General features: G+C 58.5%; 18 protein-coding genes. 11 read left to right on the top strand and 7 right to left on the bottom strand.

Going from position 1 to position 17,703, the window contains the following annotated elements; all coding sequences use genetic code 11:
• Positions 1-115: 115 nt before the first annotated feature.
• Together DRW39_RS04830 and DRW39_RS04825 are read left to right on the top strand one after the other, a co-directional pair.
• Positions 116-601, top strand: a complete 486-nt coding sequence (locus DRW39_RS04830) for a hypothetical protein (RefSeq protein WP_116105884.1) — start codon at positions 116-118, stop codon at positions 599-601.
• Between the two features lie 2 nt (positions 602-603).
• On the top strand, positions 604-1,728 hold the full coding sequence (locus tag DRW39_RS04825; RefSeq protein WP_116105883.1) for a glycosyltransferase: 1,125 nt from the start codon (positions 604-606) through the stop codon (positions 1,726-1,728).
• A gap of 3 nt (positions 1,729-1,731) precedes the next feature.
• Here DRW39_RS04825 and tsaD read toward each other — a convergent pair whose 3' ends face one another.
• Positions 1,732-2,724: a tRNA (adenosine(37)-N6)-threonylcarbamoyltransferase complex transferase subunit TsaD gene (tsaD, locus tag DRW39_RS04820; RefSeq protein WP_116105882.1), complete on the bottom strand. Its 993-nt coding sequence runs from the start codon at positions 2,722-2,724 to the stop codon at positions 1,732-1,734.
• A gap of 154 nt (positions 2,725-2,878) precedes the next feature.
• Between tsaD and DRW39_RS04815 the strand changes: the two genes are divergently transcribed.
• From DRW39_RS04815 to DRW39_RS04795, 5 genes are all read left to right on the top strand, one after another.
• On the top strand, positions 2,879-3,460 hold the full coding sequence (locus tag DRW39_RS04815) for a hypothetical protein (RefSeq protein ID WP_116105881.1): 582 nt from the start codon (positions 2,879-2,881) through the stop codon (positions 3,458-3,460).
• The gene (locus tag DRW39_RS04810; RefSeq protein WP_116105880.1) at positions 3,451-4,299 is read left to right on the top strand and encodes a DUF3822 family protein; all 849 of its coding nucleotides are present in this window, start codon (positions 3,451-3,453) and stop codon (positions 4,297-4,299) included. Before DRW39_RS04815 ends, DRW39_RS04810 begins: the two co-directional genes overlap by 10 nt.
• A 22-nt stretch (positions 4,300-4,321) precedes the next feature.
• Positions 4,322-4,864 carry an RsmD family RNA methyltransferase gene (locus tag DRW39_RS04805; RefSeq protein WP_116105879.1) on the top strand — a complete coding sequence of 181 codons (543 nt, stop codon included), beginning with the start codon at positions 4,322-4,324 and terminating at the stop codon, positions 4,862-4,864.
• A gap of 99 nt (positions 4,865-4,963) precedes the next feature.
• Positions 4,964-5,656 carry an outer membrane beta-barrel protein gene (locus DRW39_RS04800; protein WP_116105878.1) on the top strand — a complete coding sequence of 231 codons (693 nt, stop codon included), beginning with the start codon at positions 4,964-4,966 and terminating at the stop codon, positions 5,654-5,656.
• A 74-nt stretch (positions 5,657-5,730) separates the two neighbouring features.
• Positions 5,731-7,257 carry a GH3 auxin-responsive promoter family protein gene (locus DRW39_RS04795; protein WP_116105877.1) on the top strand — a complete coding sequence of 509 codons (1,527 nt, stop codon included), beginning with the start codon at positions 5,731-5,733 and terminating at the stop codon, positions 7,255-7,257.
• A 134-nt stretch (positions 7,258-7,391) separates the two neighbouring features.
• On the opposite strand, the gene DRW39_RS04790 is transcribed toward DRW39_RS04795, so the two are convergent.
• Complete coding sequence (locus tag DRW39_RS04790) at positions 7,392-8,882, bottom strand: Na+/H+ antiporter NhaC family protein (protein ID WP_116105876.1); 1,491 nt, start codon at positions 8,880-8,882, stop codon at positions 7,392-7,394.
• Positions 8,883-8,944: 62 nt separating this feature from the next.
• Here DRW39_RS04790 and DRW39_RS04785 point away from each other — a divergent pair, with 62 nt between their 5' ends.
• From DRW39_RS04785 to DRW39_RS04775, 3 genes are read left to right on the top strand one after another with little or no spacing between them, the layout of a single operon-like run.
• Positions 8,945-9,223 carry a hypothetical protein gene (locus DRW39_RS04785; protein ID WP_116105875.1) on the top strand — a complete coding sequence of 93 codons (279 nt, stop codon included), beginning with the start codon at positions 8,945-8,947 and terminating at the stop codon, positions 9,221-9,223.
• A gap of 3 nt (positions 9,224-9,226) precedes the next feature.
• Positions 9,227-10,126, top strand: a complete 900-nt coding sequence (locus DRW39_RS04780) for a TIGR01777 family oxidoreductase (RefSeq protein ID WP_116105874.1) — start codon at positions 9,227-9,229, stop codon at positions 10,124-10,126.
• A complete protein-coding gene (locus DRW39_RS04775) occupies positions 10,123-10,899 on the top strand; it encodes a TIGR03915 family putative DNA repair protein (protein WP_116105873.1) in 777 nt (258 codons plus the stop codon). Before DRW39_RS04780 ends, DRW39_RS04775 begins: the two co-directional genes overlap by 4 nt.
• A gap of 2 nt (positions 10,900-10,901) precedes the next feature.
• On the opposite strand, the gene DRW39_RS04770 is transcribed toward DRW39_RS04775, so the two are convergent.
• The 4 genes from DRW39_RS04770 to DRW39_RS04755 all read right to left on the bottom strand — a co-directional run bounded on the left by DRW39_RS04770 (position 10,902) and on the right by DRW39_RS04755 (position 15,119).
• Entirely contained in the window at positions 10,902-11,381 is a 480-nt protein-coding gene (locus DRW39_RS04770; protein WP_116105872.1) for a GNAT family N-acetyltransferase, read from the bottom strand.
• The gene (gene hpt, locus DRW39_RS04765; protein ID WP_116105871.1) at positions 11,381-11,938 is read right to left on the bottom strand and encodes a hypoxanthine phosphoribosyltransferase; all 558 of its coding nucleotides are present in this window, start codon (positions 11,936-11,938) and stop codon (positions 11,381-11,383) included. The genes DRW39_RS04770 and hpt overlap by 1 nt, the downstream gene beginning before the upstream one ends.
• A gap of 439 nt (positions 11,939-12,377) precedes the next feature.
• Positions 12,378-12,908, bottom strand: a complete 531-nt coding sequence (locus DRW39_RS04760) for a hypothetical protein (RefSeq protein ID WP_116105870.1) — start codon at positions 12,906-12,908, stop codon at positions 12,378-12,380.
• A 54-nt stretch (positions 12,909-12,962) separates the two neighbouring features.
• Positions 12,963-15,119: a PQQ-binding-like beta-propeller repeat protein gene (locus DRW39_RS04755; protein WP_116105869.1), complete on the bottom strand. Its 2,157-nt coding sequence runs from the start codon at positions 15,117-15,119 to the stop codon at positions 12,963-12,965.
• An 89-nt stretch (positions 15,120-15,208) separates the two neighbouring features.
• On the opposite strand from DRW39_RS04755, the gene DRW39_RS04750 reads away from it, so the two are divergent.
• Positions 15,209-16,387, top strand: coding sequence for a cystathionine gamma-synthase (locus tag DRW39_RS04750; RefSeq protein WP_116105868.1), 1,179 nt, complete (start codon positions 15,209-15,211; stop codon positions 16,385-16,387).
• Here DRW39_RS04750 and DRW39_RS04745 read toward each other — a convergent pair.
• Positions 16,384-17,652 (bottom strand): aminotransferase class I/II-fold pyridoxal phosphate-dependent enzyme, encoded by a 1,269-nt coding sequence (locus DRW39_RS04745; RefSeq protein WP_116105867.1) that lies wholly within the window; start codon positions 17,650-17,652, stop codon positions 16,384-16,386. The genes DRW39_RS04750 and DRW39_RS04745 overlap by 4 nt on opposite strands.
• Positions 17,653-17,703: the final 51 nt, after the last annotated feature.

Below are 17,703 nucleotides of genomic sequence, written 5' to 3'. Positions count from 1 at the left end.
CCATAGTAGCCGCTTTTTAGGGCAATTCGTCGAAAGCAGGAGTCGCTCCGGCGAAAAAGACCCCCCCGGTGACGCAGTGACCCAACCGGGCGTGCTAATGCACCGTTTACCAGGCATGGCAACTTTCCGCTCTCCATTTGATCGCTCCCCGGTCGGAACCATTATCGGTATCGTCATCTTCGTGGCGGTCCTCTACGTCTTGTTTTCGATCGTCGGCTGGTTCATCTCGCTGCTCTATCGTTACAGTTGGTTGATCCTTATTGCCGCGCTCATCATTGACTACCGGGTGGTGCTCGGATACTTCAAGGGATTGAAGCGCCTGTTCGAACGGAACGCCGTGTACGGCTTGATCGGTACGGTGGCTACCGTAGCCTTTTATCCATTCGTGTTCCTGTATTTCCTTGGTATGGCACTTTTCAAGAAGAAGGTCAAGGAGGCTAGACAGGAAGCGGACGTACGCCGCAACGGACAGTGGGTAGATTATGAAGAACTTCCCGAGGAGCCGGTAGACATTGACACCGAATACCAGGAATTGCCCCCCCCGCCCCCGCCGCCGGTACGGAGGAAAGATAACGACGACTACGACCAGTACTTTAAGTAAGTTTGGAGTGGTTTCTCGGTGCTCCGCTATTCCTTGCCCTCGTCTACGCCGGCTGGCAACGCTATAACCTGTACCAGTGGTGTCGACCGGCGGATCATTCTCCTGCCGTCCAGGATGCTTACCCATCTATCGCTATTGTCGTTCCATTCCGGAACGAAGCGCATAATCTACCGGCCTTGCTCAGCAGCCTTTACGCTCAGGATTATCCAGGGGCATACGAAATTATCCTGATAGACGACCACTCGACCGACGGTGGCGGAGCAGCCATTGTTCCGAATGGGATCGAATTGCGTACGCTCCGGCTTTGCAATTACCCTGAATACCTGCGCACCGCCGCCCATAAAAAAAACGCGCTTACGTTAGCGATCGACCACACGGACTGCGAGGTTATCGTGACCACGGATGCCGATTGCATTCTACGGCCGGGCATGCTCCGGCAAATCGGTCATGTTTACCGCCGCGGAGCAGACGTCGTATTGGGCCCCGTTCTGATTTCTCCCGTTACGGACTTCTGTTCGGCATTCCAGGCACTGGATATGGCTGCCTACCAGCTGTTCACGGCGGCCAGCCTACGCAGTGGCCATCCTGCCCTGGCCAACGGTGCGAATTTCTCGTTTCGGAAAGGGGCGTTCGAACGGGTGGGTGGCTACCGGGGTGTCGATCACCTGCCCTCCGGTGACGACGTGTTATTGCTCCACAAATTTGCGGCCGTTTCCGGTTTGCGGATCCGCTACGCCGGCGATCGGGAGGCAGTAGTGCGTACCCTGCCAGTCGTAGGGTGGCGAGCTCTCTGGCGACAGCGGCTGCGCTGGGCCGGTAAGGCAGGAGCGTACGCCAGTCCGGCCCTGACCTTCGCGCAGGCCCTCGCCTTTTGCACCTCCGCCGGGATTCTGGCGAGCCTTCTACTGGGCATGTTTGACTATAGGTTTGCACTCGTAGGGGTGTGCAGTTGGCTCGTGAAAGCGGCCATTGATAGGCGGCTGTTGCGGTCCGTGTGTCATCGCTATGGCCGTGGCGAACTGATGCGCTGGTACCCGCTGGCACAGTTGATCTACCCGCTGTATCTGGTCAGCGTCGGGACGGCGGCGCTATTCGGCGTCAAAGTGGGTTGGAAGGGGCGCGGCTAACTTTCAGAGGCGAGCCGCGGGTGCCACATCCTGATCCACAAACAGCCCCGCCTCATACTTGAAGGTGGCCGTTACGCCGATCATCGCCGCGTTGTCGGTGCAATATTCGACTTTGGGAATAAAGGTTTCCCAGTTGCGCTGCTTCCCTTCCTCGATCAGCCGGGCTCGGAGTTCGCTGTTTGCCGAGACGCCTCCCGCCAACGCGACGCGGTTGAGTCCGGTGCGTTCGCTGGCCAATACCAGCTTGCGGATAAGGGTGGAAACGATGGCATGCTGAATGGATGCGCAGATATCGTTCAGGTTTTCCCGGACAAAGGTGGGGTCCGCTTTTGCTTTAGCCTGTAGCTTGTAAAGAATGCTGGTTTTCAGTCCGCTGAAACTGAAATCGAGTTCACCCGGGTCGGGCTGCGCGAAATCGATGGTCGGACTGCCGAGGCGGGCCAGTTTATCCATTTCGGGGCCGGCGGGGTAGGGAAGTCCGATAAGCTTCCCGGATTTGTCAAAGGCTTCTCCGGCCGCATCGTCGATCGTGCGCCCGATGATTTCCTGGTCGAGGGCCGAACGGACGACCACCAGCTGGGTGTGTCCACCGGAAACCGTCAGGCACAGGAAGGGAAAGGCCGGTTTGGGGTCCTCGGCGAAGTGGGCCAGAACGTGTGCCTGCATGTGGTCCACCTCGATCAGCGGTAAGTCGAGGGCGAGGGCGAAGGCCTTGGCGAAGCTGACGCCGACCATAAGGGAGCCGATCAGTCCCGGTCCGCGGGTGAACGCGACGGCATCGAGGTCCGTGGCAGACCGACCGGCCCGCCGCAGGGCGACCGAAACGGTGGGTAAGATATTGCGCTGGTGTGCGCGGCTGGCGTATTCCGGCACGACGCCCCCAAATTCCACGTGGATCGCCTGGCTGGCGGTCACGTTGCTGAGAATCACGCCGTCGGAAACAACGGCAGCGGAGGTATCGTCACAACTCGATTCTATGGCCAGGATCAGGGGCATGCCCACAAAGGTAAACGGAGAAAATTTAGGTCATGGCGCGAGCGGTTAGACGTCAAAAGGCGGGCCGACTGCATCCCTTCTTATGTAGATTTTCCGCCGACGGGTAAACCGCTTAGGGGAAATGTTTTATACTTGCATAAATTAACTGCTCACGATGCGTAAATTATTTAGTCTGGCCTTCTTGGTACTGGCCTTCTTTCTGGGATGGTTACTGTACCGCAGTATTGAGGAACCCATCACCTTCGCCGACGAGCGAGCGGTGCGGCAGGATGCCGTTGCCGAACAGTTGATGGTGATTCGTTCGACCCAGGAGATGTACCGTGACATCACCGGCATGTTCGCTCCCTCCTTCGACACCCTGAAGCAGGTCCTGCGGGAGGAAGACTTTATGGAAGTACGCATTGTAGGTGACCCCGACGATCCCGATTTCGATCCTACCACGGCTTACGATACCATCTACAAGCCGGCCATCGACAGCATCAACCGGCTCGGCATCGATCTCGACCGGCTGGAGTACGTTCCCTACACCGAGGACGTCACCTTCGATATTGCCGCGGACACCATCGATTACCAGTCGACCAAGGTTCCCGTCGTGCAGGTTGGTATCCCGTACAAGGAATTCATGGGACGTTTTGCCGACGCCCGTTTCCAGCGGTACGACCAGCGCTACAACCCGAACGCCCCCATCAAATTCGGCGATCTTAGCAAGCCCAGCTTGGCCGGTAATTGGGAGTAAGCAATTATAATATTACCTCCGCCGCCTTCCAACCGGAGCGCGCGTCGGATTACGAACTGTCCATCCTTACTGGGATGGACAGTTTTGCGTATATCCTGCGCGATCGGACGCAGAATACGCTGGTGGCCTTCCGGTCCTATTCCTTCGGGCGGGAAGAACGCGCGGATTGGGCCGAGTCTCTGGTTTCACTGATCGAGGCCGACCACCGCCTCCAGGGGCTGCGGCACGGCAAGACATTGCTGGCCTGGGATACGCCGGTTCTGACGCTGGTGCCCGAGCAGCTCTATACCCCCGGCAATCCTTCCGCCTATCTCGAGCAACTAGCGGTTGTGGGCCTGGACGACGAAGTCCGGCACGAACACTTCCACGAACTGGCGGCCGAGCTGATCTATTCAGCGCGTCGGGAACACATCCTTACCGCGGAACGGGCCCTGCATTCCCTGCGGACCCAACACTTCGCCGGCGGCCTGCTGACCGCCTGGTCTTTGCGTTCGCGGCGTCTCCAGCATCAGTCGGTCTCGTGTTCGGTACGCGAAAACCGGCTCTTCATCGCCGGCCACGACCAGGGGAACCTAAGCTTCTTCAATACCTTTCACTACCATACTACCCAGGACGCCGTCTACTATCTGCTACTCGCTTATGAGCAATGCGGCCTAGCTCCCGATCGAACGCCCTTGTATCTGAGTGGTGACGTCACGCTGAACAACGAGCTCTACTCGCAATTCTATCGCTACGTGGAAGATATTCGCTTTAGTGCCTATCCCGCGCCACCGTCCACCCCTCCCGAGCTGGCCGGAATACCGCCACACCTGTATTTCGATTTGCTTTGCCTGGGTTAACTACGCTATTACTTCTTCCGCCATGCGCATTATCTCCGGTAAGTTCAAGGGACGCCGTTTTCATCCACCCGCCGATAAGTGGCCGACCCGGCCCACCACGGATTACGCGAAGGAGGGACTGTTTAACCTGCTTAATAACCGGATCTATTTCGAAGACCAGCGGGTATTGGACCTCTTTGGGGGTACGGGCAGCCATGATTACGAATGGATCAGCCGCGGCTGCTGTGATATCACCTACGTAGACAAGCACGGGCCGGCGGTAAGCTTCGTCAAGCGAACCGTAGCTACCCTGGAAGTGGAAGATTGCATTCAGATCCTGCGGATGGACGTATTCAAATTTATGGAACGCCCGGTCAGCGAACCCTACACCTACATCTTCGCGGGGCCTCCCTATCCGCTGCCCAATATTCCCGAGTTGCCGGACCTGGTACTGGGGAAAGGGCTGCTGGCCGAGGGCGGGCTCTTCGTGCTGGAGCATAATCCACACCACGACTTCTCACAGGACGAGCGGTGTACCGAAGTCCGGAAATACGGGAAGACCATCTTCAGCTTTTTTCAAACCTAGCCCACCCACTCCGTCGGGCAACGGACGGTGCCGCCACGAATAGTGTAAGCAGCCCATAATTTGCGCGGACCGACGGCGGTTTAAGGGTAAATTGACACTATGCACCGATTCTTCCTTCTCCTCTGTCTTATCTCCTTTGGACTGTCAGCGCAAACGCTGGAGCGTAGTTTCGGGCTGGAGTTGACGCCCCACTACGCCAGCAGCCGAATCACCGGGGGCAGCAACGTCACCTTCAGTGAGCTGGAAAGGCTGGATAGCCTGGAGAGTGGTGCCTATGGCTACGGCGCCGGCCTGGTCTATGAGAGCCGCGTGGAGCGTATCGGATTCACGACCGGCCTGCGGTACACCCGCACCGGGCTGGACCGGCTCCGCCAACCGCTGGACGCGGGGTCGCAGTCCTTTACCGAGACCGTGAGCGCTCACTACCTTGCCGTTCCCTTCGACGTCAATTTCTACCAGGATATTTCGGAAGCCAACCGCGTGCTGTTCAGCCTGGGTGCCGGACTTCAGTATCACCTCAGTACCCAAACCCGGCGGACGATATACGATGGCGACAGGGAAGTGGAGACACGGGAGGTAGACAATAGCACCACCGAATTCCGGCCGCTGCTTGTTTCCTTCTCCACGGCGATCGGGTACGACCGCAAACTGTCACCGGATTACGCGATCCGCTTTCAACCCTATTTCCAGTTCTTCCTGCAGGGTAATCTCCGCGAAAATGCCGACATCCGGGCCAACCGGAACTACTACCAGGTCGGCCTCCGCCTGGTCGTGCGCAGATTGTTCATTTAGGGGCCGAACGCGGGGTGTGTAAGTGGTGTTTCGGAGGCACGACCATTACCTCACTCTAGCAAGCACTATCCTGCATGGCCTTTTTTGGACACGTTATCAAAGCCCTCATCGAAACGAAGCACAACCTGCTTCCCCACGAGCCTACCGATCCGGAGGCGGCGCAGGAAAAACAACTGCGTAACTTGCTGGAAACGGCCCAGAATACCGCCTTCGGCAAGTACTACAACTTCGCGCGCATTTTAGAGGCGGAGGATATTCGCAAAGCGTACCGGGAGGAGTTGCCCATTTTCGATTACCACGAGATGAACGAAGAGTGGTGGAAGAAGCAGCGCCACGACCCCGACATCACCTGGCCCGGCCGGCCACGCTTCTTCGCTCTGAGTAGTGGGACCACCGGTAAGAAGAGCAAGCGGATACCCGTTACGGATGAAATGCTGGAGTGTACACAGGCCGTCGGCCGTGCGCAGGCGGAATGCCTGGCCAACTTCGACTTTGACGCCGACCTGTATGAGAAAGATATCCTGATGCTGACCAGCTCCGCTCACCTTCAGGAGCGTGACGGCTGGCAGGAAGGGGAAATCAGCGGCATCAACGTCAGTAACATGCCGGAATTTATGGAAGGCTTTTATAAGCCCGGACTGGAGATCGCGCAGATCGATGACTGGGACGAAAGGGTACAGCGCATTGCCGAGGAAGCCCCCAAGTGGGACGTGGGAGCACTGGCCGGAATCCCTTCCTGGATGGTGATGATGCTGCGTAAGATTATCGAGCATAACGGTCTCAAGAATATCCATGAGATTTGGCCCGACCTGTCCATCTATACCACGGGCGGGGTGGCCTTCGAGCCCTACCGACAGACCTTTGAGGCACTGCTCGATCACCCAATCACCATCATGGATACCTACCTGGCCAGTGAGGGCTTTTTTGCCTTCAATGCCCGGCCGGATACGATGTCCATGGAGCTGGCCCTGGATCACGGGATGTACTTCGAATTCATTCCCCACGATGAGCGTGGATTTGACGAGACCGGAACGATTCTCAAGAAGCCGCTCGTACTGGATTATCGCGACGTAGAGGAAGGCGTGGACTACGCGCTGGTGGTCTCTACTCCCGCCGGTTCCTGGCGGTACATGATCGGCGATACCATCAAGTTTACCGACCTGGAGCGGATGGAAATGGTCATCAGTGGCCGGACGAAGTACTTCCTCAATGTCGTCGGCAGCCAGCTTTCCGAAGAGAAGCTGAATAAAGCCATCGCCGACCTCAACGAGAAGACCGGCGCCACGGTAAAGGAATTCACGGTCGGTGCCCTCAAGCGGGAAGAAGACGGGGAATACGTCCACCAGTGGGTGCTGGGGCTGGAGGAGGGTGAGCTGGATCCAGAACGGGCGAAGTCCGTCCTCGACGAGCACCTGCAGCAGGCGAATAAAAACTACAAGGTGGCCCGTCAAAAGGCACTGAAGGACCTGCGGGTGAAGGTTGAATCCGCCGATCGGCTGTACGCCTTCCTCGAGCAAACCAAGAAGAAGGGGGGGCAGATCAAGTTCCCCAAGGTCATGCCGGAGGAGAAGCTGCGGGACTTGCTTGAGTTTTTGGGGTAGTTGGACGTCGGGTGCGGGGTACGGGGTGCCTTCCGACCGGTTATTTACCCAGCGACCTTGTTAAAAGAAACATACAGCTTACACGAAGGCTAATAAAGCCTGCATCATCGGATCGTCGGTACCCTGGCTAGGACTCAGTAGAGCAGACCCAGTATCAGATACAGACCAGCCGCAATCGCCCCGGCCAGTCCGGCGTAGGGCAGTTGCGTTTTTACGTGGTCGATGTGGTCCGTAGCGCTGGCCAGGCTGGAAAGGATGGTCGTGTCGGAGATGGGCGAGCAGTGATCTCCGAAGACCCCGCCGCCGAGTACCGCGGCAATGGCCATCAATACGTTTGCATCCATCTCCTGGGCCATCGGTACGGCGATGGGGATCATGATCGCGAAGGTGCCCCAGCTCGTACCCGTACTGAAGGCGATGAAGCAGGTTACCAAAAAGACGAGGAAGGGAACCAATCCCGGCGAAAGCCACTGTCGGGCTACCTCCGAGACGTAGATACCGGTTTCCAGTTTGCGACACAGCGCACCGATGGCGAAGGCGAGCAGCATCAACAGAGCGAGGGGAATGAGACCGGCGATCCCCTTCAGGACCAGGTCCACGCTTTCCCGGATGCCGAAGATGCCCTGGGCTTTGTAAATGACTATGGAGATGAGGATGGAAATCGTAACGGCGGTCAGCACGGCCGTGGAGCCGCTTCCGCTGCCGATGGCCTGAAAAAGCGTTTCCCCCGTCCCGGCGCCCTCGCCCAGCACTTCCGTAGCCTCGGCCCAACCCGTGTACGCCAGCATGAAGGGCATGCACACTACCATGACCACGATCGGTACGATCATATTGATGGCCTTTGGTTCGATGCCTTCCTTGGCTTCCACGCTGGTCAGGGATTCGTCGACAACCGGGGTAGCGCCATCGTTAAGCAGCTTGCCCGAGCGGGCCCTTTGTTCCGCTTTCTTCATAGGCCCCCATTCGACACCGGTCAGGACGACGATCGGTACGAGAAGCAGGGCCGCGAACGCGTAAAAGTTGTACCCAAGCGCCCGCAGCATCGTGCCGAAGGGATTGGCAAAACCCTCCGTAGCCAACAAGGTCATGATGAAGGCCCCCCATCCGTTGAAGGGAATGAGGATGGAACTCGGGGCGGAGGAAGAGTCGGCGATGTAGGCCAGCTTCTCCCGGCTCAGGCCCATTTTATCAAAGATGGGGCGGTACAGCGTGCCCACCGTGAGCACACTGATGCTGGATTCGACGAAGACGAGGGTCCCGGTGATCCAGGCCAGTAACTGCACGACCGTTCGGCTCGACCCGTCCTTGCGTTGCTCGTACTTATGGAGGCGGCGGTCGATCGACTCGATAAAGCCGTTGACGCCCCCGCTCCGCTGCATGAAAACGATGAGTGCCCCAACCAGCGCACAGAACATGATCGTGCGGGTATTACCGGCGTCGGCAAAGACATCGACCATGCCCTGCAGTGTATCCAGAAAGCCGATCCAAACATTGCCACCCGACAGGATGACGTAGCCCAGGAAGATGCCGACAAAAAGGGAAATGAAGACCTGACGGGTCGCGATAGCCAGAATGATGGCGATAACGGGGGGAAGGAGCGTAAGGAAGCCGAGCTGTTCTGCCATGCTACAAACCTAAACATTCAGCGGGCAATCGACGCTTATGGTGGTACAACAAACTATCAAAAATGGCAACTACCATAAAGACCGTCGACCAGAATATCATCAAAGCCTTCGCCAATTCACGGAAGGGCTTACCGGCTATGATCGATCAGACCATGGATGGATATAACAGCCAACCGCTCCGCATTCACTTCGATGACGTTGATAATGAAGATAACTTCGATGTCAATCCCGTCAGCTGGGAAGTTTTCTTTACGGAAATGCAGAACCGCGAACTCGCGCTTGCCTACGAAGAGGATGGCGACGATCCCTATTTTTACGAATTCGTACCCGCCAACGCATAACTAATGGAGGTCGTTCTAATCGGCGGGGGGACGGGTTTCATCGGCATGCATCTCTCGCGTCGCCTGCAACGCGACGGCTATGAGGTGCGGCATCTGAGCCGGACGCCCGACCCCAAAGCCACCTTCCCGGCGTACCACTGGGATATCAAGGCTCAAACCATCGACGCCAGCGCGTTAGAGGGAGTGGACTACGTCATCAACCTCACCGGTGCCGGGATCGCCGACGAGCGCTGGAGCGAAGAACGCAAGCAGGTCATCATTAAGAGCCGGACGGAGAGCACGCGCCTGCTCGCGCGCTGCTTCGCCGAGGGAAAACACCGGCCGAAGCGCTACCTCTCGGCCAGTGCTATCGGTTACTACGGTGACCGGGGGGGAAACTGGCTGACCGAGGAAGCGGAGCCCGGGACCGGTTTCTTGAGCAAGTCCTGCATCCTCTGGGAAGAGGCGGCGGAGGAAATCAGCCGGTTGGGTATTCCCACCTTTATTAACCGGACGGGTATCGTACTCCACCCCGAAGAAGGTGCGCTGGAGAAGATGCTGATCCCACTCAAGGTGTGGACGTCCACCTACTTCGGTGACGGGCAGCAGTATTACAGCTGGATCCACATCGAGGATCTCGTAGGGATATACGCCTACGCCCTGGAGCACCAGCTTGAGGGGACATATAATGGATGCGCCCCGAACCCCGTCCGCAACAAGCAATTCGCCCAGGCCCTGGGCCCGGCACTGGGGCAAAAAGCCATTGTCATGCCGGCCCCCGTTCCGGCGCTTCAACTGGCGCTGGGGGAGATGAGCCATACCGTGCTGGACAGCGCCCGCTGCTCGGCAGAAAAGATTGAAGCCGCGGGCTACCGCTTCGCCTATCCCGAATTGAGCCAGGCCCTCGAACAGTTACTGGGGTGATCTTTACCTACGACGGAAGCTTTAGCGGCCTACTGTCGGCCATCTTCGAGGTTTATCGGCTCAAGGCGGACGTCGTAGATATTGTAGCCGAAGATCGCTATCAGGAGCAGCTGTTCTCGACGGCCACTTACGTCGCCACCGACCCCCAACATGCTAGCCGTGTAATAAAGGGGCTCAAGGAGCGCAGTGGGAACGAAAAGATCGGGGCATTCCTGCGGCATACCTACCTGACGGAGCAGCCTGAGGTGGAGCGGCTCATTCTGTATTTCGTCCGCCGTCAGATGGCGGTCAGGGGACTCGACGTAAGTCAGGACGCCAGCGATGACAACGTCCGCCGGCTGCTTCGTCTAAAGCAACAGATGGGTCGTGAAATTCACCGGATGCATGCCTTCGTCCGCTTTCAGCAGACGCCCGACGGCATGTACGTCGGCCTCATCAATCCCGACTTCAATTGCCTGCCCCTCATTGGCGATCACTTCGCGGCCCGCTATCCGGCCATGGAATGGATGATCTACGATACCCGTCGCCACTACGGCCTGCACTGGAACCAGGATACGAAACGGGCGGAGTTTATTACCCTCGATTCCGGACAGGACGGGCAACTGCGCAGCCTGTCGGAAGAAATGCTGGACGTGCGCGAAACGGACTACCAACAGCTGTGGCAGACGTATTTTAAAGCCGTGGACATACCGGAGCGGAAGAACTTGAAGCTCCATCTCCAACACGTGCCTAAGCGTTACTGGAAGTACCTGACCGAGAAAACCGGTGACTGATCCTACAGATCGTGGATCATATAGCGATCGCAGCTGGAATGGCCCGTATTACCCAGCGGTCCGTCCAGCGGGGTGAAACCATAGCGGCTATACATACGCCCGGCGGTGGCCATTCCGTGTACCGTTTCCAGGTACATCCGGCGGTAACCATGCTTCCGGGCTCCTTCCAGGCATCGCTCGAGTATCAAGCGGCCGCCACCTTTTCCCCTGGCGGCTGGCTGCAAATACATCTTGCGTAACTCGCACACGGACTCATCCGCGTGCGCCAATGGTGCAAACCCACCCACGCCGACGATGTCCCCGTCGCTCGTTAGAACGTAGAAGTCGGAACCAGGCCTCGAATATGCGGCGTACATGTCCCTTAATTCCGGATCATTGATGGAGTAACCCTCCCCCACGCAATTGAATTCCGTCATCACTTCCCGGATCAATTTCGCGACGGTTTCGTTGTCACTCGGTCGTATAGGGCGCAGACTTAGCATTAGTAAGATTCATCGAGTTGGTAAATAGCGGGCAATTGTCTGCCCAGGCCGTCGTAATCGAGCCCGTAGCCGACGACGAATTTTGTTGGTATCGTGAAGCCTACCAGGTCTATGGGGACATCAACGCGCTGCGCTTCCGGCTTGTGGAGTAGCGTGACCAGCGTAATACTACGGGGGCCTAAGTCTTCGAGAATGGGAAGGAATGCCTGCATGGTCAGCCCACTGTCGACGATATCCTCGACCAGAACGATATCGCGGTCGCGGATCAGGTCGGGTTCCGGGGCCAGGATGAGATTTACCCGCCCCGCCGATTCGGTGCCGCTGTAGCTGCTTGTCCTGACAAAACAGACCTCGCCCCCCAGACCGCTGGCGCGCATCAGGTCGGCCGCGAAGATGTATGCACCCTTAAGCATCACCACGAAGGTTACCTCTTCGTTGCCCAGCCGTTCGGACAACGTTTTGCCGAGCTCTTCTACGCGCTGTTTGATGCGTTCTTCGGTCAGAAAAGGCCGAAATCGGAGTTCGTGAAGCCGGATCGTGGCGGGAGGGGTGGACATATTTTAGCTTCGTTTTACGATGCGAAAGCGGCGGGGTTAATCTACGGTTTGCAAATTACCCAGGAATCCGTTTTGGGATGTGCGATCTGAAATCAGAAGATTACTGGGAATGAATAGCGGATAGCAAATATTATTTTATAATTGTCATTTAGACAGGTATTATCGGTGTTTTTTGTTAGCGACAATCTTTTGTTGTCCTGGCAAAAAAGAGCGACTAAATATGGCGAAAGAGCGCTTGTGCAAACTTAAATGCTACGACAGCGAAGAACGGCCAAATAACGGAATTGTATAAAAAATGGCTGATCACTATGAATTTGACCCGCTTTGACCCTTATATTTGAATGAACGCACGGTAATCCTTCGATTGCCGGCGTTCCGATTAATTTGGTTTTATTTGGTTAGGGCTGAGGTGGTGCTGTGGTGGCACTGCCTCTTTTTTTTACCAGCTTACCCGGATATCCGCGTCCAGATCGTCCCCGAATGTATTCTTTTGAATAGTGCGTAACGCATAACCCGAAGCGGGTTCATACACTAGCCGGTGCCAGCCGTCGGAGAGAACCGTGCCGGTCTTACGAATGATCTCAATGCCCACGGGTTGGCCGTCACGGGAGGTGACGGTCAGTTTTCGGGTTTGCATACTGCTATCCAGGGCGGTATAGGTGCGCGTAAGTAGCCCGTCCGATTCGGATTGGTCCGTTTCGTACTTATCAAGCCAGGCTGGTTTGTTGATGTCTGCCTCCCGGAATACCCGCAGGTCATTGCCGAACTGTAGGTCGGACAGTTCCTTCGTCTCGGTAGTACCATTCAGCGTAATGGTTTTCGTGACGGTCCCGTTCATCCCTTGCAGACTGTCAACCTGCCGGTCGATGTAGCCCGCCAGATCGAAAAAGGGCTCCCGATTCATGTCATTCTGCAGTTCGTCGGCGTAGCAGCTACTCAGCAGTAATAGAATGGGCAGATATCGCAACATAGGATTCGGTCCTTTTTGGGTACTAACACGCCAGAACCGGAATAGTCGACGATGCTAGTCGGGTAGCGCAAAGGCGACGTATTGGTCACCGGAGCGGGTCCCGAGTTTGCCGCCTCCGCAAGCAACTACGACGTACTGCTTTCCATCGGCGGCATATACCGCGGGGGTGGCGTATCCGGCGGCGGGTAATTCGGCCTCCCACAATAGCTGTCCGTCCGCACTCCGGAATGCCCTAATCTTCTCGTCCAGGGTAGCGGCGATGAAGATCAGTCCACCCGCCGTGGCCACCGGGCCGCCGTAGTTTTCGCTGCCGGTGTTCCGGATGCCGCGCGCCACTAGGTCGGGGTACTCGCCGAGATTAACCTGCCAGGCAATGGTGCCCCGGTCGAGGTTGAGGGCCGTCAGCGTCCCCCAGGGCGGGGAGGTGATCGGGTGGCCGTCGGCGGTTTTGAGGCGGGTGTAGCCATCCATGATGTAGGGGTACGGCCATCCACCCGACCCGCTGGCCTCCTTTTTGTCACCCTTTTGCTCGGTGGACACATTAGGCACTTCGGACGCGTCGAGGGTAAGCAGCCATTCCGAGACCGCGTCTACCTGATCGTCGTCAAGCCAACTCACGGCGGGCATGGATCCCTGTCCGTTTCGAACGATGTGGGAAATTTGCGGACCGTCCAGCCGGGCGGATACATTCCGTAGCGAAGGGCTCTGAAACACCCCGCCGCCCTGCAGTTCGGCCCCGTGACACGCCTGGCAGGCGATGGCGTAGATCCCCTGCCCGCCATCGGCTCCGGAGAGACCGGCTACCGGGTTCATCTTCAGCATCCACGGCATCTCGTTCGCATTGACGAAGAATAGCCGGTCCGTGGGGGAGTAGGCACCGCCGCCCCATTCCGCGCCCCCGTCGAAGCCGGGAAACAGAATCGTTCCCTCGACGCTGGGCGGGAGAAACGGTCCGCCAAAGCGGCTTTCCGCCAGCAACTCCCTGGCCGCCAAGTTCATCGAGTCGTCGAAGGGGTACAGGTCATCCTCGTGCAGTACCTGTCGCGTAAAGGGAGGGGGAGCCGTCGGCATCGGCTGCGTCGGGCTGGTGTACTCCCCGTCCAGATCAGAGGCGGGGTAGGGGCGTTCCTCGACCGGGAACAGGGGTTCACCGGTTTCTCGGTCAAGCAGGAAGAGGTAACCCCCCTTTGTTGCCTGGGCTACCGCGTCTACCTCCTTCCCTTCGTGGCTAACGGTGATCAGGGTAGGGGGAGCGGGCAGGTCACGGTCCCAGATGTCGTGGTGCACCGTCTGGTAGTGCCAGATCAGCTCGCCCGTACGGGCATCGAGGGCCAGGACGCAGTTGGCATAGAGGTTATTCCCGGGCCGGTTGCCGCCGTAGAAGTCGTAGGAGGCCGATCCCGTCGGGACGAAAACCATCCCCCGCTCGGCATCGAGGCTCAGTCCCGCCCAGGCGTTGGCTCCACCCGTAAGCGGAGAGGGCGGTTCGGGCCAGGTATCGGCCCCCGGATCCCCCGGGTCCGGCAACGTGCGGAAGGTCCAAATCAGGGCGCCGGAGCGCAGGTTAAATGCCCGTATATAACCGGGAGCGGCCCCGAGGTCCTCACTCACCCGACCCCCCATGATGATCAGGTCCTCGAAGATGATGCCCGGGCTGGTCGAGATGACGAATTGCTCCTTCGCTCCCTCGCCCAGTCCGGTATGTAGGTCGACCCGACCGCCTTCACCGAAGTCCTTTACCGGCTCCCCGCTATCGGCATCGACGGCGTAGAGAAAGGGGCCGGCGGGGTAGTAGATACGATGCTCGTCACCGTCCGTCCAGTAACTCAGTCCCCGGTTCGTACCCATACCGAAGAGCTCGTCGCTGAACACCGCCGGGTCGAAGGTCCACTTCTCCGCCCCGGTGGCCGCATCGATCGCAAACGCTTTGAGCTCGGGGTTGGTGCCGTAAAGGACCCCGTCGATGACCAGGGGATTACACTGGATCTGGCTCCGGCCCAGGAAATCGGCATTCCCCGAGGCGTACGTCCAGGCCACCTCGAGTCGGTCAACATTGCTTGTATCGATCCGGGCCAGCGCGCTGTACTGGCGGGTACCCGGATCGCCGAGGTAGTGTGCCCAGTCGGATTCGGCGTAGTCCCGCTCCGGGGTCGTTCCGCAGGAAAGCCAGGCAAGGACCAGGTAGAGCGGGAAATGATTCAGGACCTTCATCGCATCAAGGTCGGGAATTGGCTCCATACCTGCGCTCCGCCGCCCCAACCTTCCTCCGATCGATCTGTTTCTACCCCCAAATCAGGAATATGAAAGCCACCCCCGACGCCAACTTCGCCACCCAGTGTATTCATGGAGGATTGGAACCCGACCCCCAGACCGGTTCGGTGATGACCCCGATCTACCAGACATCTACCTACGCGCAGTCGGCCCCGGGAGAGCATAAAGGCTACGAATACGCCCGTACCGGCAACCCCACCCGCACCGCGCTGCAGAATAACCTGGCCGCGCTCGAACGCGGGAAGTACGGTATCTGCTTCAGCAGCGGGCTGGCCGCCATGGATACCATCCTGCGGACCCTCCGGCCCGGCGACGAGGTGCTGGCCAGCGACGACCTTTACGGCGGAAGCTACCGCCTGCTGACCGCCGTGATGGGCAACTTCGGCATCAAGAGCCGCTTCGTGGATATGCGCGACACCGATAAGCTGGGCGGCATGATCATAGAGGAAACGAAACTGCTCTGGATCGAAACCCCCACGAACCCGATGCTGAACATCGTGGACATCCAAGCACTCACCGACCTGGCCAAATCGCGCGGCATCATGACCTGCGTGGACAATACCTTCGCCAGCCCCTACCTGCAGCAACCGCTGGAGTTGGGTGCCGACCTGGTACTCCACAGCGCAACCAAGTATCTGGGCGGCCACAGTGACGTGGTCATGGGGGCCGTGATCACCCGCGACAAGGAGATGGCCGATAAGCTGTACTACCTGCAAAACGCCGTCGGCGCCGTCCCCGGCCCGCAGGATTGCTTCCTCGTGCTTCGCGGCATCAAGACCCTGCACCTGCGCGTCCAGCGCGCCTGCGAGAATGCCCGCCGCATCGTCGACGTCTTGAGCAAGAATGACCTGGTCGCCAATGTATACTACCCCGGCCTGGCAGACCACCCCCGCCACGACATCGCGGCCAGCCAGATGCGTGACTTCGGAGCCATGGTGAGCTTCGACCTGAAAGAGGATACGCTGGAAGCCGCTACCCAGGTCATGCAGAACACCCACTACTTCACCCTGGCCGAAAGCCTGGGCGGGGTGGAGAGCCTCATCGGCCACCCGGCTTCGATGACGCACGCCAGCATCCCGCGGGAGCAGCGCTTGAGCGTCGGCCTGACCGACAGCCTCATCCGCCTCAGCGTAGGGGTAGAGGATGGCGAAGACCTGGTGAAGGACCTGGAGACCGCCCTCGCCAAGGCGGTAGCCGTCGCTAGTTAGTCCGCCAGAAAGTTTTTCAACCGATCCATTGCTTCCCGCAGCGCCGCCGGGCTGACCCCGCTGTATACGATGCGTAACCATCCCGCGTCCGGCTGTCCCAGGCCACCGGGGGCGGTGAGCAGGACGCCGGTTTGCTCGAACAGCTCGCGCCAGAAGGTTTCGGCCGCTTCCGAATTAGCTTCGGACAGCCGCCCGGAGAAATCCGCCCAGACGAAAAGACTGCCCCGGGCCGGTGTGTAGGGGATGCCGATCTCATCGAGCGACTTGGTGACGGTCCGGTAGGCTTCCGTCAGCAGCCGTTTATTATCGCGCTGGTAGGTAGCTATCCAATCCTCGTCGCTCAGCAGTTCCGCGAGTAGCCACTGGGTGAGGTTGCTGACCTGATGGGGAGCATTATAGTTGGTATAGGCGGCCCGCAGGTCTTGGTTGCGGGAGTACATCAATCCCACCCGGAATCCGGATATCCCGAAGTCCTTGGAGAAGGAATACCACCAGTGGAGGTAGGGGCTGTCCATATCCTCCAGGATAGGTAGAAAGGAAGTGTAATCCGACTCATTGGGAATCCCTTCCACGCCCCGCTCAAACTGGCTAAGCGCGTAGATTTCATTCACGATGAGGTGGATCTTCTTTTCCGTGCACCATTCCGCCATCGACCGTAGCTGCTCGTCGGAGTAGATGGCCCCCGTGGGATTGTCGGGTTGCGTTAGGACGAGCATGCGGAATTTGTCACCCAGGTCTTCGTAAGCTTCGTCAAGCTCGTTAACGGACAGCGGATGGTAGGTGGGGCTGAAATTATCCGCATAGTGCCGGATGTCGTAGCGACGCAGTCCGGCCTTATTCTGAATGTCCGGTGCGTAGGCCTGGTAGGCCGGCGCGGGGAACACCACGTAATCGTCTGGATTGCCGAGCGACATAGCGGTGACCTCGACCACGGCCGTAGCGCCCGCGCTGGCGCAGAAGCAGTCGGGGGAGAGTTCCCGCTCCGCGATAAAGCGGCCGGCGAATTTGGCTACGGCTTCCCGGAACTCGGGTGCCCCGGACAGTTGGGTGTAGGCCGCGATCCACTCCGGCCAGTCCTTCTCAGCCGCGATGGACTGGAGCTTCTCCCGCAGCTTCGGCCACTGGAGTAGGTTTTCCGCGATGCAGAGGGTAATGGCGCCGTCGGTTGATTCGGGGGAATAGGGGTGTTCCTGTGCGCGCTCGAACAGTTCGAAATCGGGGCGTAGCGGTTCGTTCGCTTTCTGGCTTCCTCTTTTGGATAACATGGTCGGGGTGGGGTTGGTCTCGTGTAACCCTTTACCTGTACCGCGTCCAAA

Source organism: Lewinella sp. IMCC34191, assembly GCF_003390935.1.
Classification (GTDB): Bacteria; Bacteroidota; Bacteroidia; order Chitinophagales; family Saprospiraceae; genus Neolewinella.
This window is presented reverse-complemented; position numbering and strand designations above follow the sequence as displayed.

Excerpts from the sequence above, each read along its gene's own strand:
- DRW39_RS04830 (WP_116105884.1), top strand. The coding sequence starts at position 116 with ATGGCAACTTTCCGCTCTCCATTTGATCGCTCCCCGGTCGGAACCATT.
- tsaD (WP_116105882.1), bottom strand. The coding sequence starts at position 2,724 with ATGCCCCTGATCCTGGCCATAGAATCGAGTTGTGACGATACCTCCGCT.
- DRW39_RS04815 (WP_116105881.1), top strand. The coding sequence starts at position 2,879 with ATGCGTAAATTATTTAGTCTGGCCTTCTTGGTACTGGCCTTCTTTCTG.
- DRW39_RS04805 (WP_116105879.1), top strand. The coding sequence starts at position 4,322 with ATGCGCATTATCTCCGGTAAGTTCAAGGGACGCCGTTTTCATCCACCC.
- DRW39_RS04800 (WP_116105878.1), top strand. The coding sequence starts at position 4,964 with ATGCACCGATTCTTCCTTCTCCTCTGTCTTATCTCCTTTGGACTGTCA.
- DRW39_RS04795 (WP_116105877.1), top strand. The coding sequence starts at position 5,731 with ATGGCCTTTTTTGGACACGTTATCAAAGCCCTCATCGAAACGAAGCAC.
- DRW39_RS04790 (WP_116105876.1), bottom strand. The coding sequence starts at position 8,882 with ATGGCAGAACAGCTCGGCTTCCTTACGCTCCTTCCCCCCGTTATCGCC.
- DRW39_RS04785 (WP_116105875.1), top strand. The coding sequence starts at position 8,945 with ATGGCAACTACCATAAAGACCGTCGACCAGAATATCATCAAAGCCTTC.
- DRW39_RS04780 (WP_116105874.1), top strand. The coding sequence starts at position 9,227 with ATGGAGGTCGTTCTAATCGGCGGGGGGACGGGTTTCATCGGCATGCAT.
- DRW39_RS04770 (WP_116105872.1), bottom strand. The coding sequence starts at position 11,381 with ATGCTAAGTCTGCGCCCTATACGACCGAGTGACAACGAAACCGTCGCG.
- hpt (WP_116105871.1), bottom strand. The coding sequence starts at position 11,938 with ATGTCCACCCCTCCCGCCACGATCCGGCTTCACGAACTCCGATTTCGG.
- DRW39_RS04760 (WP_116105870.1), bottom strand. The coding sequence starts at position 12,908 with ATGTTGCGATATCTGCCCATTCTATTACTGCTGAGTAGCTGCTACGCC.
- DRW39_RS04755 (WP_116105869.1), bottom strand. The coding sequence starts at position 15,119 with ATGAAGGTCCTGAATCATTTCCCGCTCTACCTGGTCCTTGCCTGGCTT.
- DRW39_RS04750 (WP_116105868.1), top strand. The coding sequence starts at position 15,209 with ATGAAAGCCACCCCCGACGCCAACTTCGCCACCCAGTGTATTCATGGA.
- DRW39_RS04745 (WP_116105867.1), bottom strand. The coding sequence starts at position 17,652 with ATGTTATCCAAAAGAGGAAGCCAGAAAGCGAACGAACCGCTACGCCCC.